Source organism: Drouetiella sp. (genome assembly GCF_059504425.1).
The window spans coordinates 112,765-138,654 of record NZ_JCACIN010000088.1; the positions used below are offsets into that span (position 1 = coordinate 112,765).

Annotated in this window: 20 protein-coding genes; 11 read left to right on the forward strand and 9 right to left on the reverse strand. The window is 52.8% G+C overall.

Annotated elements, in window-relative coordinates:
* Positions 1-103 precede the first annotated feature (103 nt).
* The 3 genes from AC5JMP_RS20365 (at position 104) to AC5JMP_RS20375 (ending at position 10,264) form a co-directional block, all read left to right on the forward strand.
* On the forward strand, positions 104-5,032 hold the full coding sequence (locus tag AC5JMP_RS20365; protein WP_495853315.1) for a choice-of-anchor I family protein: 4,929 nt from the start codon (positions 104-106) through the stop codon (positions 5,030-5,032).
* Between the two features lie 139 nt (positions 5,033-5,171).
* Positions 5,172-9,104: a phytase gene (locus tag AC5JMP_RS20370; RefSeq protein WP_495853316.1), complete on the forward strand. Its 3,933-nt coding sequence runs from the start codon at positions 5,172-5,174 to the stop codon at positions 9,102-9,104.
* 479 nt (positions 9,105-9,583) lie between these two features.
* On the forward strand, positions 9,584-10,264 hold the full coding sequence (locus AC5JMP_RS20375) for a fasciclin domain-containing protein (RefSeq protein WP_495853317.1): 681 nt from the start codon (positions 9,584-9,586) through the stop codon (positions 10,262-10,264).
* A 115-nt stretch (positions 10,265-10,379) separates the two neighbouring features.
* Here AC5JMP_RS20375 and AC5JMP_RS20380 read toward each other — a convergent pair whose 3' ends face one another.
* Together AC5JMP_RS20380 and AC5JMP_RS20385 are read right to left on the reverse strand one after the other, a co-directional pair.
* Positions 10,380-10,895, reverse strand: a complete 516-nt coding sequence (locus AC5JMP_RS20380) for a pentapeptide repeat-containing protein (protein ID WP_495853318.1) — start codon at positions 10,893-10,895, stop codon at positions 10,380-10,382.
* Between the two features lie 100 nt (positions 10,896-10,995).
* Positions 10,996-11,190 carry a hypothetical protein gene (locus AC5JMP_RS20385; RefSeq protein WP_495853319.1) on the reverse strand — a complete coding sequence of 65 codons (195 nt, stop codon included), beginning with the start codon at positions 11,188-11,190 and terminating at the stop codon, positions 10,996-10,998.
* 192 nt (positions 11,191-11,382) lie between these two features.
* On the opposite strand from AC5JMP_RS20385, the gene AC5JMP_RS20390 reads away from it, so the two are divergent.
* From AC5JMP_RS20390 to AC5JMP_RS20410, 5 genes are all read left to right on the forward strand, one after another.
* Entirely contained in the window at positions 11,383-12,672 is a 1,290-nt protein-coding gene (locus AC5JMP_RS20390; RefSeq protein WP_495853320.1) for a glucose-1-phosphate adenylyltransferase, read from the forward strand.
* A gap of 72 nt (positions 12,673-12,744) precedes the next feature.
* Entirely contained in the window at positions 12,745-13,254 is a 510-nt protein-coding gene (locus AC5JMP_RS20395) for an AAA family ATPase (protein WP_495853321.1), read from the forward strand.
* A gap of 328 nt (positions 13,255-13,582) precedes the next feature.
* Positions 13,583-14,554, forward strand: coding sequence for a DnaJ C-terminal domain-containing protein (locus AC5JMP_RS20400; RefSeq protein ID WP_495853322.1), 972 nt, complete (start codon positions 13,583-13,585; stop codon positions 14,552-14,554).
* A 109-nt stretch (positions 14,555-14,663) separates the two neighbouring features.
* A complete protein-coding gene (locus AC5JMP_RS20405; RefSeq protein ID WP_495853323.1) occupies positions 14,664-15,977 on the forward strand; it encodes an ABC transporter substrate-binding protein in 1,314 nt (437 codons plus the stop codon).
* Between the two features lie 159 nt (positions 15,978-16,136).
* Positions 16,137-16,589 carry a pre-16S rRNA-processing nuclease YqgF gene (locus tag AC5JMP_RS20410; protein ID WP_495853324.1) on the forward strand — a complete coding sequence of 151 codons (453 nt, stop codon included), beginning with the start codon at positions 16,137-16,139 and terminating at the stop codon, positions 16,587-16,589.
* Positions 16,590-17,010: 421 nt separating this feature from the next.
* Here the strand turns inward: AC5JMP_RS20410 and AC5JMP_RS20415 are convergent, their stop codons facing one another.
* From AC5JMP_RS20415 to AC5JMP_RS20425, 3 genes are all read right to left on the reverse strand, one after another.
* Positions 17,011-17,334: a septal ring lytic transglycosylase RlpA family protein gene (locus tag AC5JMP_RS20415; protein ID WP_495853325.1), complete on the reverse strand. Its 324-nt coding sequence runs from the start codon at positions 17,332-17,334 to the stop codon at positions 17,011-17,013.
* Between the two features lie 571 nt (positions 17,335-17,905).
* Positions 17,906-18,169: a DUF3146 family protein gene (locus AC5JMP_RS20420; RefSeq protein ID WP_495853326.1), complete on the reverse strand. Its 264-nt coding sequence runs from the start codon at positions 18,167-18,169 to the stop codon at positions 17,906-17,908.
* Between the two features lie 106 nt (positions 18,170-18,275).
* The gene (locus AC5JMP_RS20425) at positions 18,276-18,584 is read right to left on the reverse strand and encodes a hypothetical protein (protein ID WP_495853327.1); all 309 of its coding nucleotides are present in this window, start codon (positions 18,582-18,584) and stop codon (positions 18,276-18,278) included.
* 214 nt (positions 18,585-18,798) lie between these two features.
* Here AC5JMP_RS20425 and AC5JMP_RS20430 point away from each other — a divergent pair, with 214 nt between their 5' ends.
* The gene (locus tag AC5JMP_RS20430; RefSeq protein WP_495853328.1) at positions 18,799-19,140 is read left to right on the forward strand and encodes a DUF760 domain-containing protein; all 342 of its coding nucleotides are present in this window, start codon (positions 18,799-18,801) and stop codon (positions 19,138-19,140) included.
* An 85-nt stretch (positions 19,141-19,225) separates the two neighbouring features.
* On the opposite strand, the gene nfi is transcribed toward AC5JMP_RS20430, so the two are convergent.
* From nfi to AC5JMP_RS20445, 3 genes are all read right to left on the reverse strand, one after another.
* Positions 19,226-19,951: a deoxyribonuclease V gene (gene nfi, locus AC5JMP_RS20435; RefSeq protein ID WP_495853329.1), complete on the reverse strand. Its 726-nt coding sequence runs from the start codon at positions 19,949-19,951 to the stop codon at positions 19,226-19,228.
* A 239-nt stretch (positions 19,952-20,190) separates the two neighbouring features.
* Positions 20,191-21,582, reverse strand: coding sequence for a UDP-glucose dehydrogenase family protein (locus AC5JMP_RS20440; RefSeq protein ID WP_495853330.1), 1,392 nt, complete (start codon positions 21,580-21,582; stop codon positions 20,191-20,193).
* 248 nt (positions 21,583-21,830) lie between these two features.
* Positions 21,831-22,784: a UDP-glucuronic acid decarboxylase family protein gene (locus tag AC5JMP_RS20445; protein WP_495853331.1), complete on the reverse strand. Its 954-nt coding sequence runs from the start codon at positions 22,782-22,784 to the stop codon at positions 21,831-21,833.
* A 376-nt stretch (positions 22,785-23,160) separates the two neighbouring features.
* Between AC5JMP_RS20445 and leuC the strand changes: the two genes are divergently transcribed.
* Both leuC and leuD read left to right on the forward strand, forming a co-directional pair.
* The gene (gene leuC, locus AC5JMP_RS20450) at positions 23,161-24,564 is read left to right on the forward strand and encodes a 3-isopropylmalate dehydratase large subunit (RefSeq protein ID WP_495853332.1); all 1,404 of its coding nucleotides are present in this window, start codon (positions 23,161-23,163) and stop codon (positions 24,562-24,564) included.
* A 48-nt stretch (positions 24,565-24,612) separates the two neighbouring features.
* Positions 24,613-25,218: a 3-isopropylmalate dehydratase small subunit gene (gene leuD, locus AC5JMP_RS20455; RefSeq protein WP_495853333.1), complete on the forward strand. Its 606-nt coding sequence runs from the start codon at positions 24,613-24,615 to the stop codon at positions 25,216-25,218.
* Between the two features lie 11 nt (positions 25,219-25,229).
* Here leuD and tsaE read toward each other — a convergent pair whose 3' ends face one another.
* Positions 25,230-25,715: a tRNA (adenosine(37)-N6)-threonylcarbamoyltransferase complex ATPase subunit type 1 TsaE gene (tsaE, locus tag AC5JMP_RS20460; protein ID WP_495853366.1), complete on the reverse strand. Its 486-nt coding sequence runs from the start codon at positions 25,713-25,715 to the stop codon at positions 25,230-25,232.
* Between the last annotated feature and the right edge of the window lie 175 nt (positions 25,716-25,890).

Below are 25,890 nucleotides of genomic sequence, written 5' to 3' on the forward strand. Positions count from 1 at the left end.
TAAGCGCGATCGCCTTGCGGTACTGAGTGGGAACTGGACTGTGACGAGTGCTGATTACAGCGCTCAGAAGACTTATTCAGCAATATTGCACAAAACAGCTTTTATGTCAGCATTTAGTCTTACCGATCCGAATAATCAAAACTTCAGCGCTTTATCCTCTGTTCTGGATAGCGCCAGCAGCCTCCGGAAAGTTAGCGGATTTTTGGGCACAGGCGCAGAAATTTCTGCTTACGATTCCGACAGCAAGCGTCTATTTGCCGTCTCTGGGCAAACGAGTGTTCAGGTTCTAGATTTAAGCAATCCGAGCAGTCCTGTCTTGGTGCAAACGATCGATCTTTCCAGCTATGGGGGTGCTGCCAACAGCGTTGCCGTGAGCAATGGCTTGGTGGCAGTGGCGGTGGAAGCTACTGTACGAACTAGCCCCGGCAAAGTAGTGTTATTGAACGCTCAAGGGGTAGTGCAGGGCGCGATCGCCGTGGGAGCCGTGCCCGACATGGTGACGTTTACACCAGACGGCAAGAAGATCTTGGTGGCAAACGAGGGCGAACCCAGCAGCTACGGTCAGCCCAACTCGATCGATCCAGTCGGTTCAGTCAGCATTATTGACCTGTTTAGCGCCCCTGCACCAACGGTCGCAACAGCTAGCTTTGAAAGCTTCAACGCTCAGAAAGCCGATCTCCAGGGCAGAGGTGTGCGGATCACATCGCCCAACGCCACCGTGGCGCAGGATTTTGAGCCGGAGTACATCACGGTTTCGGCAGACGGTAAAACGGCGTGGGTGACGCTGCAAGAGAGCAATGCGATCGCCCTGATCGACATTGCCACGGCTAAAGTGACCAGCATTCTGCCGCTGGGTCTGAAGGACTTCAGCAAAGGCTTGCCCACCGTTACGACCTATGAATTTGGCGATCGCCCCCCCTTGGGCACCACCGCGACGGTTAATCCTAGCGATCCCAGCCAAATTACAGCAGGACAAGAGATTCTGCTGGGTGGCTTCTCCGGTCTGTTTTTTGAGGGCACTGCGGCAAATGGCAGCCTCAAGTTCATCACCACGACCGATCGCGGTCCCAACGGTGAGCCAACCGAACTCAACGCCAGCAATCCTGGGCTAGAGCGTCCGTTTGCCCTGCCCGACTTTCAGCCGCAAATCATTCGGTTTGAGCTAGATCGCAGCACCGGAAAAATCAGCCTTACCGAGCAGATTAAGCTCAGCCAAGCCGACGGTACGCCAATCACGGGTCTACCCAACCTGCAAAATGGTGCAGCCGGAACGGCATACACCGATGAGGTGGGCGTTGATTTGTTCGGCAACATCCTGTCGAATGACTCCCTCGGAGCCGATACGGAAGGCATTGTCGTGGCAGCAGACGGCACCTTCTGGCTAGTCGATGAGTACCGCCCCGCCATCTACCACTTTGATCAGGCTGGCAAGCTGATCGATCGCTTCATTCCTGAAGGTGCGCCCACAGATGGCGGCGAGTTTGGCACTCCAGCCCTGCCTGCGGTCTATGCTCAGCGGCGATCGAATCGCGGATTTGAGGCGGTTGCCCTAGAAGGAAATAAGCTCTACGCCTTTATTCAAAGCGCGATCGACAATCCTGACTCGGCGGCAGACACGGCCTCTCGCGCCTCGCGGAACACCCGCATTCTAGAATTCGATATTGTCACGAAACAGGTGACGGGCGAATATCTCTACGTGCAGGACGACATCAGCGCCAGCGGCACCGCCAAGACCGACAAGATCGGCGATGCGGTTTCTCTAGGCAACGGCAAGTTTTTGGTGGTAGAACGGGACGATCGCAGTACGACCAGCTCCAACAAGCTGATCTACGAAATCGACCTGAAGGGCGCGACCAATATCAACAGCGCTGCCAATCTGACGAAGATTCCCGCAGGCAAAACGATCGAGCAGCTCACGGTTGCCGAGCTAGACAGCGCGGATCTCAATCCGGTGAACAAGCGGCTGGTGACGAACGCGGCGGCGATCGGCTACACCGGAGTCGAAAAGCTGGAAGGTTTAGCGCTGATCGATGCCAACACGATCGCTATCGTCAACGACAATGATTTTGGCTTGGCGGGGGGTGTCGTGTCCGGCGATGGCTCGATTACCGGACTCTCCAACACGCCTGTGAAACTAGGCATTATTGAGTTCAACCAGAGCAACGGGCTAGATGCCAGCGATCGCGATGGTGCCGGGGGTACGGGCGCGATCAATATCCAGCCTCAGCCTGTGTTTGGGCTGTATCAGCCGGATGCGATCGCCAGCTACAGCTTCAACGGACAGACCTATCTGGTGTTGGCCAACGAAGGGGATGCGCGAGACTACACGGGATTCCTAGACGAAATTCGCGTGGGTAGCAATGCCTACAGGCTTGACCCAACGGCGTTTCCCAATGCAGCCGCGTTGAAAGACAATGCCGTGCTGGGGCGGCTGACGGTGAGCAATGTCTCAGGCGATACCGACGGCGATGGTGACTTCGATCGGATTGAGCTAATTGGAGCGCGATCGTTTTCCATTCGGGACGCGGCGGGCAATTTGGTGTTTGACAGCGGCAACCAGCTAGAGCTGATCACGGCGGCGGCAGTGCCTACCCTGTTCAACTCCAACGGCGCTGCGGACACGTTCGATACGCGCAGCGATAACAAAGGCCCGGAAGCGGAAGGTGTGACGGTGGGCACGGTCAACGATCGCACCTATGCCTTCGTGGGGCTAGAGCGGACGGGCGGCGTGATGGTTTACGAAATCACGAACCCCAATCAGCCTGTCTTTGTGGAGTATGTCAGCACGGCAGATGATGTTAGTCCAGAAGGGTTGACCTTTGTTTCGGCAGACAAAAGCCCCAACGGCAAGCCATTGCTGATCACCACCAACGAAGTCAGCAGCACGGTTGCCGTTTTTGAATTCGTGCCTCCGACCCGCATCAGCGACATTCAGGGGAATAGCCAGGTTTCGCCGCTCGTAGGCAAAACCGTTACGGATGTGCGCGGCATTGTCACGGCAGTCACCAACAACGGCTTTTATCTGCAAGACCCCAATCCTGACGCCAGCGACGCAACTTCGGAAGCAATTTTTGTTTTCAGAGGCTCTGCGGGCAGCAAGCCCAAAGTCGGCGATTCGCTGAAGGTGACGGGTCGCGTCGATGAGTTTCGCGCCAGCGGTCGCAATAATGATTTATCCATTACTCAGATCAACGGCACCGTCACGGGAGCCGAATTTACCGTGCTGTCGAGCGACAATTCGCTGCCTATAGCAACCGTCATTGGTGCGGGCGGTCGCGTTCCACCCAATACGGTCATTGATAACGATGCGATCGACGGCAATGTCGAGAACGTAGGCAGCGTCTTTGACCCCGCTCAAGACGGCATTGACTTCTATGAAAGTCTGGAAGGAATGCGGGTACAGATCAACAACGCTGTGGCGGTAAGCCCGACCAACGGCTTTGGTGAAATTGCGGTACTGGCAGACAATGGCGCAAATGCGGGCGTTCGCACCGCTAGAGGCGGCATCAACATCCAGCCGGGAGACTTCAATCCAGAACGGATCATTGTCGATGATGTGATTGTCAGCAGACCTCCATTTGTGAACGTGGGCGATCGCTTTACTAGCCCGACTGTAGGAGTCCTGGATTACAGCTTCAGCAACTTCAAACTGCTGAATACAGAACCACTTCAGGCAGCATCCGCCGGATTGCAAAAGGAAGTCACGGCTCTGGTGGGAGGGAACGATCAGTTGACGATCGCCACCTTCAATGTGGAAAACCTTGATCCGAAGCTGGAAGACATCAGCAAGGTGAACGGTCAAAGCGCCAGCAACGTGGATGATGACTTAGGCAGCGGCAAATTTGCGGCTCTAGCCGATCGCATTGTCAACAACTTGCAGTCTCCCGATATTATTTCGCTGGAGGAGATTCAGGACAGCACGGGCGGCGAAATCAACGATGGCGTAGTCGATGCTGACGTGACTTTCCAGACGCTGATTCACACCATCAAAGCGGCAGGCGGCCCAGCTTACGAGTACCGCAGCATTGACCCTGTGGAAGGACAAGACGGCGGACAGCCCGGTGGCAACATTCGGGTCGGCTTTCTGTTTAACCCAGCAAGAGTGCAGTTTGTCGATCGCCCAGGCGGTGGCTCGACCACAGACACCACGCTAGTAGAGGGCGAACTGTCGGCGAGTCCCGGTCGCATCGACCCGACCAACCCTGCTTTCAACACCAGCCGCAAGCCGCTCGTGGGTGAGTTCCTGTTCAACGGCAACACTGTTTACGTCATCGCCAACCACTTTAACTCTAAGGGAGGCGATCAGCCGCTGTTTGGACGCTTCCAGCCGCCCACATTGACGACTGAAGCGCAGCGTTTGGAACAGGCGGCGATCGTCCGCAGCTTTGTGGATGAACTGCTGGCAGTCAATGCCAACGCTAATGTCCTGGTGGTGGGAGACATCAACGACTTCCAGTTCTCCAACCCCATACAGGTGTTGACCGCAGGAGGCGCACTGTCTACCTTGATTGACACCTTGCCGATCAGCGAGCAGTACACCTACAACTTTGAGGGCAACGCCCAGGTCTTGGATCACATTCTGGTCAGCAGCAGCCTTGTGCCTAAGTCGGAAGTCGATGTGGTTCACATCAACTCAGAGTTTGCTGATCAAGATAGCGACCATGATCCGATCGTTTCTCGTTTGACGCTGACTCCGCTGCTGCGGGGCGCGACTGCCAATGACATGCTAGTGGGCACAAATGCCGCAGAAACGATCGTGGGTGGACTAGGTGACGATATTCTGACGGGCAATGGGGGAAGCGATCGCTTCCTGATCAGCACCGGAACAGGTACCGATACGATTACCGACTTTACCTCAGGTCAAGACCTCATTCAGCTCACAGGTGGTCTGGGCTTTGGCCAGCTCAGCATCGCCCAGGGAACAGGCACAAGCGCCCATGATGCCCTCTTGCAGGTAGGTAGTGAGACGATCGCCATTCTCACGGGAGTACAGGCTAATACGCTGACCGCCAACAACTTTGCGATCGGCTAAATCTTGCTCTTTTGCATTTTCCTCAGCTCCTTCCAAAAGGGGCTGAGGAGATTATTTTGACTGGCTACACCCGATCGCGTTTCTAGTTTATGAATTTACTCGCCTGATTCACCTGTTTGATTCACCCCCAGGATCTACCATGACTGAACCTACGACCATCCGGTTTTCCCAATTCAATGCCTCGCTGAATCGCAACAATGAAGGGGCTTTGGTTCAAGATCTGTCTACCCCCAACAACGCTCAGGCTAAAGCCGTTGCCGAAATTATTCAGCGTACTAGCCCCGATGTGCTGCTGATCAATGAATTCGATTACGTCTCAGCCGATCCGCTGGCTCCCGTCAAACTCTTTCAGCAGAACTATCTGTCCCTGAGTCAGAACGGTGCCAATCCAGTGGACTACCCCTACGCCTACATTGCCCCCTCCAACACTGGAATTGCTTCCGGATTTGACCTCAACAACGACGGGCGCACCGTCACCACTCCCGGCGCAGCGGGCTATGGCGATGATGCCTTTGGCTTCGGCAACTTCCCCGGACAGTTCGGGATGCTGCTGCTGTCGAAATACCCGATCGACACAGATAACATTCGCACCTTTCAAAACTTTCTCTGGAAAGATATTCCCGGTTCGCTGCTGCCGACGGTCAGCCTCCCCGGTTCTGGCACACCCTGGTATTCTGCCGAAGAGCAGGCGGCATTGCCCCTGTCGTCCAAGAGCCATTGGGATGTACCGATCGTCGTCAATGGGCAAACGATTCACGCGCTGGTTAGCCACCCCACGCCGCCCGTGTTTGACGGAGCCGAAGATCGCAACGGCAAGCGCAACGCGGATGAAATTCGCTTTTGGGCAGATTATGTTAGCCCCGGCGAAGGCGACTACATCTATGATGATCAGGGCGGCAGCGGCGGACTGCAATTTGGCTCTAGCTTCGTGATCATGGGCGATCAGAATGCTGACCCCCAGGATGGCGACAGCTTCGGCAAAGCCATTTCGCAGCTTTTGCAAAACCCCAACATCAACACTAATTTCATTCCCACCAGCGCAGGCGCAGTTCAGCAGTCGGATTTGCAGAAAGGAGCCAACCTCACCCACAAGAGCAACCCCGCCTTCGACACCGCCGACTTTGCCGACACCACCCCCGGAAATGTGCGCGCGGATTACGTCCTCCCTTCCAACGACCTGGAAATCACTGATTCGCAGGTGTTTTGGCCGCTCGATACCGATCCGCTGTTCCGTCTTGTGGGCGTTTTTAACCCTGCATTGCCGGGTGGCTATCCCAGCTCCGATCACAAGTTGGTGTGGGTGGATTTGCAGTTGGGTGCCGATCGTCCCGGAAAAACGGTAGTCAGCGCCGACTTTGCTGGACAGCAGATTTTTCCCACCAACACCACCCAAACCTTGAACGGCATCACCACTCAAATTGGCGGTCTGTCGGGCTTGACCTACGACGCAGCCAATGATCGCTACTACGTGGTGGCTGACGATCGTGGCGATCGCACCATTGCGGGTTCCGGCACTACGCCGCCTCCGGCAGACAACACGCCGCCCCGGTTCTACACCGTCGAGATCAAGCTAGATGCCAACGGCGCACCCAGCACCACCTTCACAGGCGTGACCCTGCTGCGCGACAGCGAAGGCAAAACCTTTGCCCCACTGCGGCTCGATCCAGAAGACATTGTGTTGACCCAAAAAGGGACAGTATTTATCTCTTCTGAGGGCGAAGCTAATATCGCCGCCGGACGGATCACCAATCCGTTTGTGAATGAATTTGATCCCATGACCGGACAACAACTGCGATCGCTCCTCGTTCCCCAGAAGTTCCTGCCCGTGGTGCAAGATACGAACGGCAACGGCAGAACTGATGCAGGCGATACGCAGACCGCTGGCATTCGCAACAACCTGGCATTCGAGAGCCTGACGATCACGCCGGATCAAAAATTCCTGTACACGGCCACGGAAAATGCCCTGTTCCAGGACGGCTCCATTGCCACAGTCACCAGCGGTTCGCCATCGCGGATCATTCAATACAATCTCGTCACAGGTCAACCTGAGAAAGAATATCTCTACAATGTTGACCCGGTAGCAAAAGCCTCAATTCCAGAAACCGCCTTCAATACCAATGGTCTGGTGGACTTACTGGCGATCGACGATCGCGGCACTTTCTTATCGGTCGAGCGTTCCTTTTCCACAGGCGTTCCCGGCACAGGCAACACCATCAAGATCTACGAAATCAGCCTGCAAGGCGCGACCGACATCAGCGCGATCGAATCCCTCAGCAGCCTCAGTGCCGAGCAGTTGGCCAACCTTCAGCCCGCCCAAAAACGGCTGGTGCTGAACCTGGATGATCTGAACCTGCCCACCGGAACGGACAACATTGAAGGCATCGAATTTGGGCCTAAACTCGCCGACGGTCGCCAGTCGATCGTCTTGGTGAGCGACAACAACTTTAGCGGCACGCAGTTCACGCAAATCCTTACCCTGAGCGCCAACCTGGTGACAACCGTTGCGCCCACGGTGGAAACCAGCCCGGAGCGTCTCAACGATCCTAACGTGCCCTTTAGCCAGCGCGCCGACTCCGACGATCCCGCGATCTACCTGAATACCGCCAATGCCGACGATAGCCTGGTGCTAACCACCCTGAAAAACGGCGGTATTGAAGTTCACGACTTGGCAGGCAACACCCTCCAGACCGTCAACCCCGGCAATATTCGGTACAATAACGTCGATTTGCTCTATGGCTTCAACCTGGGCGGACAGAGCGTCGATATCGCGGTGGCCAGCGATCGCAACAACGACAAGCTCGTCATCTTCAAAGTCACCGCCAGCCCCGTCAACGGCAAATACCTGGAAGACATCACCGACAGCAGCATCGGCACCCTGTTCCAGGCGGCTCCCTTTGACCCACCTTATTCCGATTCGACCCGCAGCGCCTACGGCTTGGCGACCTACAACAGCCCCGTCACAGGCGATGCCTACGTTTTTGCCAGCCGCCGCCAAACCGGAGACGTGGCGCAATACAAGCTGATTGATGCCGGGAACGGCAAAATTGGCGCAACCCGCGTTCGCCAGTTCACCATTCCTGTCCCGGCTTCCGCACCTGCCGATACAGAAGCCCAAACCGAGGGCATGGTTACCGATCGCGAACTAGGCTATCTCTACATCGGTCAGGAAGACGTGGGCATCTGGAAATTTCAGGCAGAGCCGACGGGCAGCAACACAGGCACGCTGATTGAACCCGTCAAAGCGCTGGGCGGTCAATACATTGCCAACGATGTCGAAGGTCTAACCATCTACTATTCTGCCAACGGCACAGGCTATCTGCTCGCCTCTAGCCAGGGTGACAACACCTTTGCCGTTTTCAGCCGCGAAGGCAGCAACGAGTACATTGGTCAGTTTGCTGTCGGCAGCAGCGGTACGATCGACAGCGTGCAAGAATCCGACGGCGCAGAGGTGATTAACGTCCCCCTCGGCTCCAACTTCCCCTTCGGTCTGTTCGTCACCCAAGACGGCTCCAACGACCCCGCCCGAATTGTTGAGGATGAAAACATCAGCAACAACTTCAAGTACGTTCCCTGGGAAAACATCGCCGCTCCTCTGGGACTGACGATCGACACCACCAACACCCTCCAGACCTCAACCCAGCACGGCGGTTCTGGCAACGATGTCTTGGCAGGAACGGAAGCCAACGATCGCCTCCTCGGCAACGATGGCGACGATGTGTTGATCGGCTACGGCGGCAACGACCTGCTGATCGGCGGCAGCGGCAGCGACGGGCTAGACGGCGGCAGCGGCAGCGATACCCTGCGCGGAAACCAAGGCAACGACTACCTGCAAGGACGCAACGGTGCCGACCTGTTTGTCTTTGCGGTGGGCGACGGCACAGACATCGTTGCAGATTTTAGTCTGAGTGAGGGCGATCGCATTGGCTTGTCGGGAGGTCTTACCTTCGGTCAGCTCATCCTTACCCAACAGGGCAGCAACACCCTCATCCAAGCCGGAACTGAGGCTCTAGCAGTCCTGAACAATGTTCAAGCTAGCACCCTCACGAGTGCAGCGTTTACTGCTGTCGCCTAATGACCAGGGCATTGCAAGAGGTCGCAGTGCAACCCTGCAAAACTCTGTCCGCTAGAAGTCTCTGATAGAAGTCTGCTATGCCGATTTAAACGAATTTGTGGGCACATTGAACCTCAGAAGGGGCTTGGCAATGCCAAGCCCGTACCGGGATCTGTCGTGGTTCCAATTCAAATTGGTATTCCAATTCAAATTGGTATTAGAAGAGTGCTGTAGACAGATGTTGTGGAAGCTAATGAGTAGCGTCAGCTCTCGGCTGAATTGGGTCAGCAGCTCGTAATTATGAAAAGCAGGAGCGTTCTGTAGCAACGCTCCTGCTTTTTGCGCATTGTGCCTTCGCCCCTTCCTAAAGCTTGATCTTTGGGGCATTAATCTCTCTCTCTTGGTCGAAGGGAATCTTTTTTCACCCCCCTATGCTGGTGTGAGTTGGGTGATTCACAAAAATTGATGAACCTTACTTAACATATTGAAGGAGGCTAAGTATGCTTCAGAGAAGCAAGTTTTCAAGCAGCGTGCTAGTAGGTCTGATGAGCCTAGGATTTATTGGAGCGATCGCCGCTACTCCAGTTCTGGCGGGCGGATCGACCACAAGTGGATCGACCACAAGCGGATCGCCTACAGGTGGATTGATGACAGGTGGATCGTCCACAGGCGGCTCCAATGTACCCAGCAACGCAACTGAGCGAGATGGTGCCGTTCGGGTGCCTGAGGCAGGGACAACACAATCGATCGACACACGCAGCCAGAGCTTAGGTCAGGTTGTCAGCGGCAGTGCAGATTTCAGTACGCTAGAGACTGCTATCAAGGCAGCAGGGCTAGAGCAGGCTTTCGAGGGAACTGAACCTGTCACGATATTTGCCCCCACCAATGAGGCATTTGCGGCAATTCCTGCTGAGGCGCTGAGACAGCTACTCTTGCCTGAGAACCGAAATGCTCTGCGTCAGATTTTGACCTACCACGTGGTGCAAGGTAGCCTCACCTCTGATGCGATCCAAGCAGGGGATGTGAACACGGCAGAAGGATCAGATGTGACGATCGCCACTAACTCTGGTAAAGTCACGGTTTCTGGCGCAAATGTCACCCAGGCAGACATTGTGACCCGCAATGGCGTAATCCACGCGATCGACCAAGTGCTGCTTCCTCCCGATCTCAAGCTTCAGTAAACCGCATCTAGGTTGCTGGGTTCTACGCTAAGTTCTGGGCTAAAGGGTGAGGGTTTTCTAGGAAAGCAGCTTTCTGAAAACCCTCGCGCTGGTTGGTACTTAGAGCGGATGGGCGCTAGGGGTGAACTGAACCATCTGGCATTCTTGCGCCTTGCAGAGTAGCGCCTGTCAGGTCAGGGCATCCACCAAAATTGAGGCTGACGGTGGCTCCATTGTCGGTCGTGTTTAGGTTCATTCCTACAGGCGCACTGGGCGAAGGCGTGATGGGACTGCGATCGATTTGAAACCCAAAGTTTGAGTTGCCATCTGCCCGAACGCTGAAGCTAAACCCGTTGCATCCTAGGTCTGCGCCCTCAAGATTGGCATTGCGTAGGTTAGTTCGCTGCAGATTGGCGCTGCCTAAATTCGTTCCCTGTAAATCTGCGCCTTCAAGGTTTGCCCCAGACAAATCTGCTTTTTTCAAATCTAGCCTCGCTAGATCTGCTCCTTTCAGATCGCAGTCTAAGCATTTTCCAGTCTCTATCAGTCCTTGAATGCGGCTTCTCTGAGCAGCTACCTCGACTCCATACAATCCACCCGCCGTAATTCCAGCAACTAGGGCAACCGCGATCGCCGCCTTTTGAAGGTTCATTGTGTCGTTTAAGGGACTCTAGAAATACGCCCTGCTCCTATGGTAGTGACTACAAGATCGGGCGATCGGTTTCCTGAGAAGTGCTTGAAGACGCTTGAAGCTAGTCGTCTGGAAACTGCCAGCAGGAGATATGTTCCACATTTCGACTCCCGCATGAGCAAGGGTCGTGGGCAGATGCAACCCACTGGCGATCGCATTCCCGGCAGTGGCACCAGATATTGCAGCGATCGGCTTCCGCAATCCGCAGCTGCCACTCGTACAGCTCTTCTGAACTCAGCTGAGAAGGATCTTCCATGCTGCCCTCTGGTTATTTCTCCAAATTAGAAGTCTAAAATTCTGAGTTCTCTTGTTTCGCTCTTGATTCCCAACTTCACTCTCAAGGGTCTGTTGTAAATCTTCTTCCTTCTGACTATTGCAAACTTCGACCGACAATCAGACACTGAGTATGGGAGTTGATTGGTTGTTAAGAAGCAGTTAAGAGGTCATTGTGAAAAAAGTCTTAGCCATTATTCTAGGCGGCGGTGCTGGCACTCGGCTGTACCCGTTGACCAAACTGCGCGCAAAACCTGCTGTGCCTTTGGCAGGAAAGTATCGGTTAATCGACATTCCAGTGAGCAACTGTATCAACTCAGAGATTTACAAAATCTATGTGTTGACCCAATTTAATTCTGCCTCGCTCAATCGCCATTTGACGCGTACCTACAGCTTTTCAGGATTTAGCGAAGGATTTGTAGAAGTATTGGCGGCTCAGCAGACTCCCGAAAACCCCAACTGGTTTCAGGGAACTGCCGATGCTGTTCGTCAGTATATGTGGCTGTTCCAAGAGTGGAAAGCGACAGAATATCTGATTTTGTCAGGCGATCATCTCTATCGCATGGATTACGCTCAATTTATCGATCGCCACCGTGAAACCAACGCAGATATCACCATTTCTGTGTTGCCCATGGATGACAAGCGAGCCTCAGACTTCGGTTTGATGAAGATGGATAATACGGGGCGCATCGTAGATTTCAGCGAGAAGCCCAAGGGCGACGCTCTGAAACTGATGCAGGTAGATACCACTCACCTAGGGCTTACGCCTGAACAGGCTCAGCTCAATCCCTACATTGCCTCCATGGGCATTTATGTCTTTAAGGCAGAAGTGCTGCTAGATTTGCTGAAGCAATATCCTGAACAAACAGATTTCGGCAAAGAAATCATTCCTCCTGCGGCGGCAACTCATAACATTCAGGCATTTCTGTTTGATGGCTACTGGGAAGACATTGGAACGATCGAAGCTTTCTACGACGCAAATTTGGCGCTAACTCAGCAGCCTCAGCCCGCTTTTAGCTTTTATGACGACAATGCGCCGATTTATACCAGAGGACGATCGCTGCCGCCGACAAAGATGCAAAACTGCACGGTGACAGATGCCATGATTGGCGATGGCTGCATTCTCAAGAACTGCCAGATTCATCACTCTGTGTTGGGCATTCGTACGCGGATTGACGCAGGTTGCACTATTCAGGACACGCTAATTATGGGCGCTGACTTTTATCAGCCCGTCCATGAACGACAGGCAGACCTCGATCGGGGTACTATCCCGGTTGGCATTGGGGAAAACACTACCATCCGCCGCGCCATCATCGACAAAAATGCTCGGATTGGTCGAGATGTGCAAATCATCAACAAAGACCACGTTGAGGAAGCCCAGCGTGAAGAGCTAGGCTTTCACATCCGCAGCGGCATTGTGGTAACGCTGAAAAACGCTATCCTCCCTGATGGCATGGTGATTTAGGCACGCGATACTGAGCAAGATCGGCGCAAACTTCAGGCACCCTCTGCTTTTTGCCCAGCGAAGGTTGCTCACGTGAAGAGAGTTACTGTCCCCCATCTGTTTTTTCTCATTGGCTTGCCAGGAAGCGGCAAGTCATTTTTGGCGAAAAGACTTCTGCACGATCACCCTGAGCGATCGCTGGTTTCCACGGACGCCATCCGCGCCCAGCTGTTTGGTGATGAAGCCATTCAAGGCTCCTGGCCGTTAATTCAGCAAGAGATCCAGGTTCAGCTTCGGCAGGCAATAGGGCAGATCCGAGAAGATGCCGCAGGACACCCGACAGCCATCTACGATGCCACCAACGCCCGCCGCAAAAATCGTCGAGAGGCGATCGCGCAAATGCGGGCGATCGGCTTTCGGCAGATTACGGGCATCTGGCTTGATACGCCTTTACCCATCTGCCTAGGGCGCAATCGCCAGCGCGATCGCCAGGTGCCAGAATCGGTCATTCTACGCATGGATCGTCAGTTGAGAGGCGCACCTCCCAGCCTCAGCGACGGATTCGATCGTTTGACGGTGTTGTCTAAGCTCGTCCAGATCTAGGCAATGTTGGGTCAATTTGCGCTATCTTATATTTTGCTTTCCAGACCCGCTGCTTATTTTTGAGGTAGTGCCTACAGTGTCATACCAATTTAAGACCCAAACAGGGCAGATGATTTTCGAGAGCCGCGCGGAGCGCGGCTCTCGAAAATCATCTGCCCTGTTTGGGTCTTAAATTGGTATCACTTCTTCAAAAAACAAATAGCCGAGCAAAACGCGACTGAGTACGGGAATTTCTCTATGTCTTTGCCTTCAACCGAACCCCATCTTAAGGGAACTCTTGGTAGCGTAGAGGCAAAGACTATGCAAACTGTTATAGGAATTTAGGTTGATGGCTGCGACCGATTTCAAAGACTACTATGCCACCTTGGGCGTGACTAAAGCGGCAAGTGCGGACGATATTAAGCAGGCGTACCGCAAGCTAGCGCGCAAATATCATCCCGACGTTAATCCGGATGACAAGTCGGCAGAGGCGAAGTTTAAAGAAGTCACTGAAGCTTACGAAGTCTTGTCAGATACAGACAAGCGCAAGAAATATGACCAGTTTGGTCAGTATTGGAAACAGGCAGGCAGCTATCCACCTGGCTCTCCCGGAAGCGCTGATTTTGGCGGCTTTGACTTTAGTCAATACGGCAACTTCGATGAATTTATCAATGAGTTGCTAGGTCGCTTTAACAGCACCACTCCTGGAGGTTCACGCGGCTACAGCTACCGTCCTAATTCCAGCGCGGGCTACGGGGGTGCGGGTGGCTTTGGCGATCCTGCGGCAGTTGGACAGGATTTAGAGTCTATCCTGTCACTGACGCTGTCTGAAGCGTTTCGTGGGGTGCAAAAGCGGTTGAATTTGGGGAGCGAGACGATTACCGTCAAAATTCCGGCGGGCGCGAAACCCGGAAGCCGTGTTCGAGTGAAGGGCAAAGGACAGCCCAATGCTTATGGACAACGGGGCGATCTGTATCTAGTGGTAGAGGTTCAGCCTCATGCCTTCTTTCAAATTGACGGAGACAATCTGCTTTGCGAATTGCCGATCGCCCCAGATGAGGCAGTTTTAGGGGCATCTGTTGAGGTTCCAACGCCTGATGGTACGGTGACGATGAATATCCCGGCTGGGATTCGCACTGGGCAGACCCTGCGCTTGCGGGGCAAAGGATGGGTTAGTTCCAAGGGCAGAGGCGATCAGTTGGTGCGAGTGGCGATCGTGCCTCCCGCCAACCCTAGCGAGCTTGAGCGCGAATACTACGAAAAAATCCGGGCAAACCGTAGCTCAGACCCTCGTAGCCATTTGCAGCAAATCAAACTATAGCCTCGCCTCAGAGACAGTGGCTTGACCGCTCATTTTGAGGGAATCGCGAACCTTTCAAAACATGAGCCGTCTAGAACATTGGCTCGAATAGCAAGGAGCAGTTTTACGCTTGGCTAAAAGCAATAGTTTTAAGAATAGCGTTCCCCATGCAGCAAAGCTAGGGTTCTTCACAGCAGTTCTCGCCCTGCTTGGCGGTTTGGGAGCATGTCAGCGATCGCCCTCACCCAATCCAGCTATTACTAACCCTCCTCCAGGGCTAAAGCTGGGGGTGTTAGTGCCCACAACGGGCGCTCTGGGAGCAGCGAGCCAGTCTAGCTTAGAGGTGCTGCCGTTGATTGCTAGCACGGTTAACGCCTGTGGAGGAGTCAACAATGCTCCCGTAAGCTTGGTTGTTGAGGAAGACCCGTTGAACCCCAAGGCAGAAGCGGGGCTGATCAAAAAGCTGGCAACCGAAGACCAAGTCGATGCTGTAATTAGTGTTTTGGGTACTGAAGCCTCTACAATGGCGGTGCTGGAGACGCTCGTGCCCTACAAGATTCCGCTAATCTCTTCTACTAATACGGCTTCAGCGTTTACAGAGCGATCGCAAAAAGGCGACCTCCAAGGGCTTTGGAGTAGAACGGTTCCGACCGATACCCAGCAGGCGATCGCCCTGGCTAAGCTAGCGAAAAATAGAGGCTTCAGAACGGCTTCTACTGTCGTAGTCAACAACAGCGGCGGCATTCGGTTTGAAAAAGCCTTCATTGCTGCGTTTGAGAAATTAGGCGGCACTGTTCTCAATAAATCCAACCCTACACGCTATGACCCTCAGGGCGCTAGTTTCGATAATGATGCCCTTTCAGCTTTCCGTCCTAATGATGAAACGCCTGACGCAGTGATAGCTGATCTGAATCCGGACACAGGTAACCTGCTACTACAATCTGCCGAAGCGCAAGGTTTAGTGACAGGAGTGCAGCTGCTATTGAGCGATCGCATTCGTAACCCCACCAGCCTCAGCTTGACTGGCACCAAACTGGTTTTGCCTGAAGGTGCGATCGGCATAGCGACCCACCCTAGAGGAGGTTCAGACAGCAGTTTCCTGAAAAATTGGCAACAGAGCCAGGATTCCCCTCCAGGTCTTTATGCGTCTCAAACCTGGGATGCCGCAGCTCTACTAATGCTGGCAGCAGAAGCAGCGAAATCGAATCAGGCAATAGCAATTAGCAACAAGCTCCAGGAAGTAGCAAATGCTCCAGGAGTAGAAGTAACAGATATTTGCGAAGCTTTGCAGAGCTTACGAGAGGGCAAAGAGATTAACTATCAGGGAGCAAGTGGCGAAGTTGATCTAGATGAGAATGGTGATGTCAGCAGCCTTTATCAGGTTTGGACGGTAGATATGCAGGGCAAGATTCGAGACATTGGGCAGGTTGAGCCAAGCCCGTAATGAGGAATCTTGAGCACTGCTGATTTCATGTCTTCTGAGGCTTTGTTCCGTGGCGTTCGGTCATGGACAAGATGTAACCATTACATAGGCTCAGAGCTTAAATACGATCGCCATATTAAATTTCTTGTACATTAAGGTCAGAGTCTATTTATTCCCTACATGGCATTCTCACTTTTCGACACTTCTACGCAGCCTATGATTCTAGGCTTCGATCCAGGTCGGCAAAAGTGCGGATTGGCTGTTATGGGAGTTGATCGCAATCTTTACTACCACGAAGTTATTGCAGCTCATGAAGCGATCGCCACGATTCAATCGCTGCGTCAAAAATTTCCAATTTCTACCCTCGTTGTTGGCGATCAAACTAGCGCCAAAGAATGGAAGCAAAAGCTGAGCAGTGATTTACCTCAGCCGCCGCGCATTATTTTGGTTGATGAGCGGCACAGCACACTAGAGGCACGCGATCGCTACTGGCAGATGTATCCTCCTAAAGGTCTATCCCGCCTTATCCCAGAGGGAATGAGAGGAATACCTCGCCCGATCGACGACATTGTGGCAATTCTACTAATCGAGCGCTATCTCGGACAGCTCACCCGCGAAATGCAGTACGAGTAGCAGGCTGATTGTGAATTAGCCCAGCTTGTGAATTAGCCCAGCTTGTAAATTAGCCCAATGATGATTATTTAGAAGCTACACTCTGCACGACTTCTAAACCATAATTGGACTTAATCACAGATGCGGAGTGCTATGACAGATGCGGAGTGCTATGGCTGCATTCACCTGGGTTCAGTAGATCGCAAAGTCTTCCTATTTTTCCTAAAAGCTAGATTCCAAAGGCGCTCCGCGCTTTTGGAATCCAGCTTTTAGGGTTTTGTGGCGCGCGCCACAAAACTCTAATTGGCGATCGACTGGGGTGAGGACAGTGACATTTAAGGTGGTACGCTCCGCGCCACCCTAAATGCCCTGGAAAAATTGGATACAGCCTTATCAAAGCGTGAACACACAAACGCCATACAATCTAAAACCCAGAGCGATCTCAGCTCCCTGACCAGTAGAGGCAAACATTGCGGACATCAGAAGTCTGATGAGGATCGAGCGCGTTAATGGCAGCAGGTGTTAGATCCACAATAAATCCTCCTGACCAGGGGCCGCGATCGTTGATTCGCACACTCACTTCCCTACCATTATCCTGATCGACGACAGTCACCCAGGAACCCATCGGTATCCAGGGATGAGCCGCAGCCAACTCACCTGGGTCAAACGCTTCGCCATTGGCGGTTACAGAACCGCTATCGTAATAAGCTGCCGTACCGCATTCCGTTTGGGCTTTTGCAGGCTCAGCAATGCTTAGGCTAGCCATCGCAAGAGCCACTGAAAATTTCAGGGTTGATGAAGATATGTTCATAAGTTGAGGCTTGAAGTAGCTAAACAGCAGGGGGCATTTCAACAGTTTTCGGTGGTAGATGCGCAACCCTTTGACTTCCCATTGCTGCTTAGACACAACTGAGCATGAAATTTCGAGCCTCGTCATGAACGTTGCTAGCGAATACCCCTGATTGAAATTGCTGTGGCTAGGGAAATGGGAAACTAAATTAGCCGAAAAGTGTCAGAAACTATTGATGCTAGATTTGTTGACGCTAGGTTCGGTCTTACTTCGTAAGATGGACTGAACGTAAGATGGACTGAACTCGAAGCGACTTCACCTCAAATACTGGCTCAAGCTAGAGCTTTTTCCGCTGTTTAGAGAAAGTAGCTCCCAAAACTTTATCCTCTGCTGAGATTTTTCCTTAATCGGGTCAAATTCACAGCCATTTGGCTGATTGATCGAGTATGTTGGAAGGCTTCAGTATTTCGCTAATTTGCGTTCTTTTCGCCAAATTGAGCTGTTTAGTACAAAGCTATACTTTTCTGCCTGTTCCTCGCTTATTTCTCTAAATATCTGCCCGAATTGTGAAGCAATAATCGCCACCTGCCTCAAGCTGATAGTCACTTTGCTCTAAAAAGCGGCTCAAAGGCTCTTTAATCAACGCTCGACCCAAAGAAGGTTCTACAGAAAGCTGACCGTAGCGAAACTGCCATTGAAACTGCCATTCATACGCGCCTGCTCTCACCTCACCAGCGATCGCGCCTTGCTGCCAAGACTGGTAGGTAACTCGCACATGGGCAGTGGTTTGGGGCAAACGCTTAGGACTCACAAACTCTCGGCAAAAAACGACGACTTTACGTAGTTTATATGTAGTTTATGGTCTGTAGCTTTCAGTTCCTTGTCTTCAGTCTAAAAGCTGACTTCCTAGAGCTGATCTAGAGTTTTTTCAAAGGCGGCAATTTTGTGACAGATTGAGCATCGGTTTCTAGAACCCATAGCACTAGACCCTTGGGAATGCGTGTTAATAGCACCGTGCTGCCGCGCTGAGCCATCAAAGTAGCTTTGTGACGGGCTACTTCTACCGTCGAAAAAAATTTGACATAGGCGTAATACTGCCCGTTGTAGCAAATGGCGCTTGTTGGCTCAGGTGTATCTGGCAGCATAATATGGCACCGCTTCACTGCTTTCTGCGTAAAGATAGGAATGGGCAAAGCAGAATTTTGCGAACTAGAATCGCTCAACATAACGATCTCCTACAGAAGCGTTTGGGCAACACCCTTTCAAGCCCATTATTCCCAGTTTTTAGATGAAGTGCGCTAAACCGACTCTTGAAGTTCGGTTCTGCTCACTTCAGACGGGTTCAATGAATTGTTACATTGAGCTTAATCGAATGGATAGTGCGTTTAACCAAGTGGGATTTCGCACTCAGCATCGTTATCTTAATGAGGTTTTCGATCTATGAACGACGCAACCGATCGCATCTCTGGGTTCTTTGGCGGCAGCGACACACCCAATACCCTGTGGCAGTACGTGCAGTCTATGAGTCCTGAAACGGCGGCTCAGCTCTCTAAGCCTGAGTCTGTAGAGGTGCTTCAGGTGATTGAACGAAATATTATTGGTATGTTAGGCGGATTGCCCTCTGAGCAGTTCGGAGTCACCATTACTACCAGCCGTGAGAACTTGGGGCGGATGATGGCTTCGGCCATGATTAGCGGCTACTTTTTACGCAATGCTGAGCAGCGCTTGAGCTTTGAACAGTCAGTGCGATCGCTAGAAATGGGTGCTGCTGATCCAGAATAGAGTCTAGAGTGCTTGGGTACGCACAATGGCGCTTGCTAGTTGGAGGAGTCTAGTTGGAGGAGTTCAATCCTCCAACGCTCCTGAACTACAGCCCTAGAGAGAGCTGTTGAGGATTTGGTTCAATCTTTAACTTGCTGTCCACCTGAGAGGCAGGGAGCTTGGAGAGCTTATCGGCGTGACGCGTGGTTTCTGGCAAGCGATACCGAGTAGTACAGCCCATAACATAGGCGATCGCCGTTTCTAGGCTAACGCGATGCCCTGGGGAAATGTACAGCGGATGAGTGCCGACACGGGTACGCAGAACTGCACCGATAGTTTCGCCCTTGTCCTGTAATGGCACCCAGGCAGATTTTTTATCGGGCACCTCCGGATGCTTGCCCACTAGCCGAGACTTGCCCACGCCGATCGCAGGTAGATCCGTTAGCCAGCCAATATGGCAAGCGATGCCAAACCGTCGCGGATGGGCGATTCCCATGCCGTCGCACAGCAGCAGATCGGGTGTAGTCTTTAGGTTCTCTAGGGCATCTAGAACGGCTGGAACTTCCCGGAAAGACAGCAGCCCTGGAATGTAGGGAAACGTTGTCGGGCGACGGGCGATCGTCTGTTCCAACACTTGCAGTTCTGGAAAGCTCAGCACCACGACTGCCGATCGAGTAATCTCGCCCCCGTCTTCAAAGGCGACATCTACCCCGGCAACCTTTTGGACTTTTCCAAGTCGATCGGTCGTGACGATTTGGGTTCGCAAAGACTGCTGAAGGGCGATCGCGGCTTCGGCAGTCAGGTTCCAGTCGTGAGATCGAGGAATTTGCATATTCAAGGCGGAAGGCAATGATTCTTCCACATTACGTTATGCGCAAAAAATCTAAGTCCTTCTTAAGGGATTGCTGACCTCTTACGGATTAGGATTTTGAAATCAGATTGGGCAGGGACTGCGTCTCTGCCCAATCTGATTCATGGCTGTCGCCAGTTTGCTTAGGACATTTAAGGTGGAGCGCGCCCCACCCTAAATGTCCCTGTCCTAACCGCCAAGGCGATTGCCATACAAGCGGTTCAATAGCCCTGTCGTCCAACTCCTAAATAGCGGAATCCAGCCGTTTCTAGAACCGATTGATCCAGGAAATTGCGACCGTCGATCATGAGGGGTTGACTCATCAGCTTTGCCATCTTTTCGTAGTCTAGAGTGAGAAACTGCTTCCAATCTGTCACTAGAACCAGCGCATCGCAGCCATCGGCTAACCGCTCAGGATCGGTCTCCACCTGCACGTTGGACAGACCATGTCGCATACCGCTCTGAGCCACTAGCGGATCGTATGCCTTCACTCTTGCCCCCAGACGATGTAGCTGCTCGATCAGATCTAGTGAAGGAGCATCTCGTAGGTCGTCTGTGTCGGGCTTGAAGGTCAGCCCCAGCAGACCGATCGTTTTGCCTTTAAGAATCTTCAACACCTGCTGAAGTTTCTCGACTGCAATCATTCGCTGGCGTTGGTTAACGCTGACGGCAGACTTGAGCAACTGGGCTTCATAGCCATAGTCTTCCGCCGTGTGGATGAGTGCCGCCACATCTTTAGGGAAGCAAGAGCCGCCCCAACCGATGCCTGCCTGCAAAAACTTAGCCCCAATGCGAGAATCTAGACCAATGCCTTTGGCGACCTGAGTGACATCTGCCCCAACGCGATCGCAGATGTTAGCAATCTCATTAATGAAGCTAATCTTGGTTGCCAGGAAGGCGTTAGAGGCGTATTTAACCATCTCTGCTGAACTCAGGTCAGTAACGACTACAGGCACGGTCGGCAAGAGTTTATTCTCAGCAAACTCACGAGAAACGATCGGCGCATATAGCTCTCGCATCATCCCGATCGCTCGCTGGCTGTTGCTGCCTAGCACAATGCGATCGGGGTTCAGCGTGTCAAAAATGGCGCACCCTTCGCGTAGAAACTCAGGGTTGCTGACGACATCAAAATCGACTGCTGCTTCCGTTGCCACCGGGCTATTGCCTGAAGACACCAAGGTTTGCTGCCGTTCTGCAACACCATCTAGCACCAGCATCCGCACCCAGTCGCCAGAGCCGATCGGGACAGTAGATTTGTTGACAATTACTTTGTAGCCGCCGTTCAGGTGAGCGCCAATGCCGCGCGCTACGGCTTCTACATAGCGCGTGTCGCTTTCGCCTGTGGGTAAAGGCGGAGTACCTACCGCGATAAACAGCACCTCGCCATGGCTGACCCCTGCATTCAGGTCAGTGGTAAACTCAATCTTGCCGGATTGAATAGCATCCTGCATCAGCTCGGACAATCCTGGTTCAAAAATTGGCGACTGCCCCGACTGCATCAACGCTACTTTTGCCTCGTTGTTATCGACACAAATGACGCGATGCCCAATGTGTGCCAAACAAACGCCCGTAACCAAGCCCACGTATCCCGTACCAATCACACAAACCTGCATAGGTTGCTCCTCGATCGCGAATAGTCAACAGACCTTATGGTGAACTCGACACTTCTGGGTCAGAAGAGCTATTTAGTTATTGAAATTTCTGCTGTGCAAAGCTTTCAATAACTAAACAGCCGCTAAAGCAAGACCCTGGTTATAGCTTTCGCCAGTTTGCTTCGGACATTTTGGGTGGGGCGCTTCGCGCCCCACCCAAAATGTCCCCATCCTAACCGCTAAGGCGGTTGCTCTACCTCTGAAATTTTCTAGCCCACCGCCACAGGGATAGGGGCCGCTTCTAGACGATCGCGGAAATCCTCGATCGTTAATTGCAAGCCCGATTGCAGCGGCACAGTTGGCTCCCATCCTAGACGGGTTTGCGCGCGGGTGATATCTGGCTTGCGACGACGCGGATCATCTTGAGGCAGCGGCTCAAACTTGATGGCGACATCGGGATTGATCATCTGCTGCACGGCTTGGGCAAGCTGGAGGATCGTGTACTCGCCTGGGTTTCCTAAATTGACCGGACCAATATAGTCGCCATTCATCATGCGAATAAACCCATCGACTAGATCCGACACATAGCAAAAGCTGCGGGTTTGGGAGCCATCGCCGTAGACCGTCAGCGGCTGACCTCGGAGCGCCTGTACAATAAAATTGCTAACGACGCGCCCATCATTTTCTAGCATCCGGGGGCCGTAGGTGTTAAAAATCCGCACCACCCGAATATCAACATCGTTTTGGCGATGGTAGTCAAACGCCAAGGTTTCGGCCACACGCTTGCCTTCGTCATAGCAGCTCCGAATGCCGATCGGATTCACACTACCTCGGTAGTCTTCAGTTTGGGGATGCACTTCCGGATCGCCATACACTTCTGAAGTGGAGGCTAAGAAAAATCTTGCTTTGACTCGTTTTGCCAAACCCAGCATATTCAATGTGCCCATCACATTCGTTTTGATGGTTTTCACCGGGTTGTACTGATAGTGAACCGGGGAAGCCGGACAGGCTAAGTGATAGATTTGATCGACTTCCAGGCGAATGGGTTCGGTGATATCGTGACGGATCAGCTCAAAGTAGGGATTGTCAATCCATTTGAGGATATTCCGCTTGTGTCCGGTGTAAAAATTGTCCAAACAGATGATGTCATTGCCTTGCTCCATCAGGCGATCGATTAAATGGGAGCCGATGAATCCCGCACCGCCTGTGACTAGAATGCGCATATTTTATTGCTTTAGGGGGTTGACAGAGGCTTGAGCTACAGCAGAACCAGACTTAAAGTTCCCGGCAAGTTTTTAGTTCTATACAAATGAAATAAAACCTGCTGGCGAAATTTTAGATTTGGTTCCACTATGATACATTTTTGCCTATTTTTACGGTGAATATGCCTAAACGTCCGAAAATGTGCTGCCCCCCTCACGCAAAATTTATGGATGAATAAGCTCAGCAATCGCCCCATGCCCGTCTTTTAAGACTTAAAAAGTATTAATCACCCACTAAAAATATATTGGACATTCACAACCACGTTTTCTACTGTAGAAGTGAGGACGATACAGACATTCTGCTGAATTTAACCGCATTTTTTGAGGGTCATAAGCCATGAGTCAAGGCACCTTATTTGATAAAGTTTGGGATTTGCATACCGTCGGCACCCTGCCTTCGGGACAGACCCAGCTTTTTATTGGACTTCATCTAATTCACGAAGTAACCAGCCCTCAGGCTTTTGCCATGCTGCGCGATCGCGGGCTAAAGGTGATGTTTCCAGAGCGGACTGTTGCCACCGCCGATCACATTGTGCCGACTGAAAACCAGGCGCGTCCGTTTGCGGATGTTTTAGCCGAAGAAATGATGCAGGCGATCGAGAAAAACTGCAAAGATAACGGCATCACGTTTCATAACATCGGCTCTGGTAATCAGGGCGTGGTGCATGTGATTGCGCCTGAGCAAGGCTTGACGCAGCCGGGAATGACGATCGCCTGTGGAGATAGCCATACCTCGACCCATGGTGCCTTTGGAGCGATCGCGTTTGGTATCGGCACCAGTCAAGTACGGGATATCCTCGCCTCCCAAACCCTGGCGCTCTCAAAGCTGAAGGTTCGCAAAATTGAGGTGAACGGGACGCTGCCTCCGGGAGTTTACGCCAAAGACGTGATCCTGCATGTGATTCGCACGCTGGGCGTAACGGGCGGCGTAGGCTATGCCTATGAGTTTGCAGGCACTACCTTTGAGCAGATGAGCATGGAAGAACGGATGACCGTCTGCAATATGGCGATCGAAGGGGGCGCGCGGTGCGGCTACGTTAACCCTGATGCCGTGACGTTTGAGTACCTCAAAGGACGAGACTTTGCTCCGAAAGGCGCAGATTGGGACAAGGCAATCGCTTGGTGGCAGAATTTGCGCAGCGACGCAGATGCCCAATATGACGACAGAGTAGTTTTCGATGCGGCAGAGATTTCGCCTACCGTTACCTGGGGTATTACGCCGGGTCAAGGGATTGGCGTGAACCAGCAGGTGCCCACAACCGACTCCATGCCAGAGGGCGATCGCGTCCTGGCTGAAGAGGCTTACCGCTACATGGATTTGGCTCCGGGTCAGGCGATCGCGGGTACCAAGATTGACGTGTGCTTTATCGGCAGCTGCACTAATGGGCGGATCAGCGATCTACGGGAGGCGGCAAAGGTTGCCGCGGGGCGGCAGGTTGCCGCGGGCGTAAAAGCCTTTGTGGTTCCTGGCTCTGAGCGCGTGAAACAGCAGGCTGAAGCTGAAGGACTAGACAAAATCTTTCAGGCAGCAGGGTTTGAATGGCGGGAAGCGGGCTGCTCGATGTGTCTGGCGATGAACCCCGACAAGCTTCAAGGGCGGCAAATCAGCGCTTCTTCTTCCAACCGCAACTTCAAAGGACGGCAGGGTTCTTCGTCTGGTCGGACGTTGCTAATGAGTCCGGCAATGGTGACGGCGGCGGCGGTTCAGGGCACTGTCACGGATGTGCGGGAGTTGCTCTAAAGGCAGGTTCTCAGGCGGGTCTTCTAAAAAAATCAGGAGTTTCAGGCAATGAGTCAAGTTAAATCGATCGCCGGACGGGGAATTCCGCTGACGGGCAACGATATTGATACCGATCGGATTATCCCGGCGCGGTTTCTGCGGTGCGTCACGTTTGACGGGCTGGGCGCACAGGTGTTTGCAGACGATCGCACCCAAGTTCAGGGTCAGCACGCTTTTGATCAGCCTCAGTATCAGGGGGCAACGCTGCTAGTCGTCAACCGCAACTTCGGCTGTGGGTCTTCACGAGAACATGCGCCCCAAGCGATCGCCAAGTGGGGCATTAAGGCGTTGATCGGCGAAAGCTTTGCCGAGATTTTCTTTGGAAACTGCGTGGCAATGGGCATTCCCTGCGTTACGGCAGCCCCTGCTGACGTGGAGCGGCTGCAAAGTTGGTTAACAGAATTTCCGCAAAATCCGATCAAGCTGGATTTGGAGGCATTGGAAGTTCGTTTCGGACATATTGCAGTCCCCGTCTTCATGGGTGAGGGAGCCAGAAATATGTTCTTGGGCGGCACCTGGGATGCGTGCGGGCAACTTGTGGCACAGGCAGAGCAGGTACGGCAAACTGCCGATCGCTTGCCCTATGTGTCATGGGGTCGGACGGCTTCTGTATAGGTGACGTAGGCTTACGTTGCTGCAATGCCTTGGATCTGATGGGTCAGAGCCGCTAGCCACGCTGCAGCGCGATCGCCCTTCGGTCGGATCTCAACCTGCCGTCCGCCTGTTTCTGGCGTACGTAGACAAACCTCAAGATGGCTTTCGGGCAGGGTGTGCAATCGCTCTGCCCATTCGATCGCCACAATTCCTAGCGGCACTTCTAGCCCATCCCAGTAGGTTTCCAAGTAAAGCGCGTCAACCTCCTGAGGCTGAAGCCGATACAAGTCCAGATGATAGAGCGGTACACGTCCTTCCAAATACTCGTTTAGCAAAATAAAAGTTGGGCTATTGATCAGCTCAGCGATGCCTAAACCTTGACCGATTCCCTGCACCAAGGATGTCTTGCCGCTGCCTAACTCTCCTTTGAGAAGCAAAATACTTCCTGCTGGCAGACCCTGACCTAACGCTAGACCCAGAGAATGAGTAGCTGATGGATCAGGTAACGTGATATTCAGGTCTTGCATCGTCCTGGGGCGAGTCCCATAGATTTGGGGAGAAAATGCTGTCCAAAAATAAGAGGATAGGACGATCGCCCTACCCTCCTAAAATTTTCTCATCGACTACCGTGCAATTTTCAACCTACAAGTGCCCTCTTATAGAGTCAGCTTAGATTATTCAGTATTGCTTCAG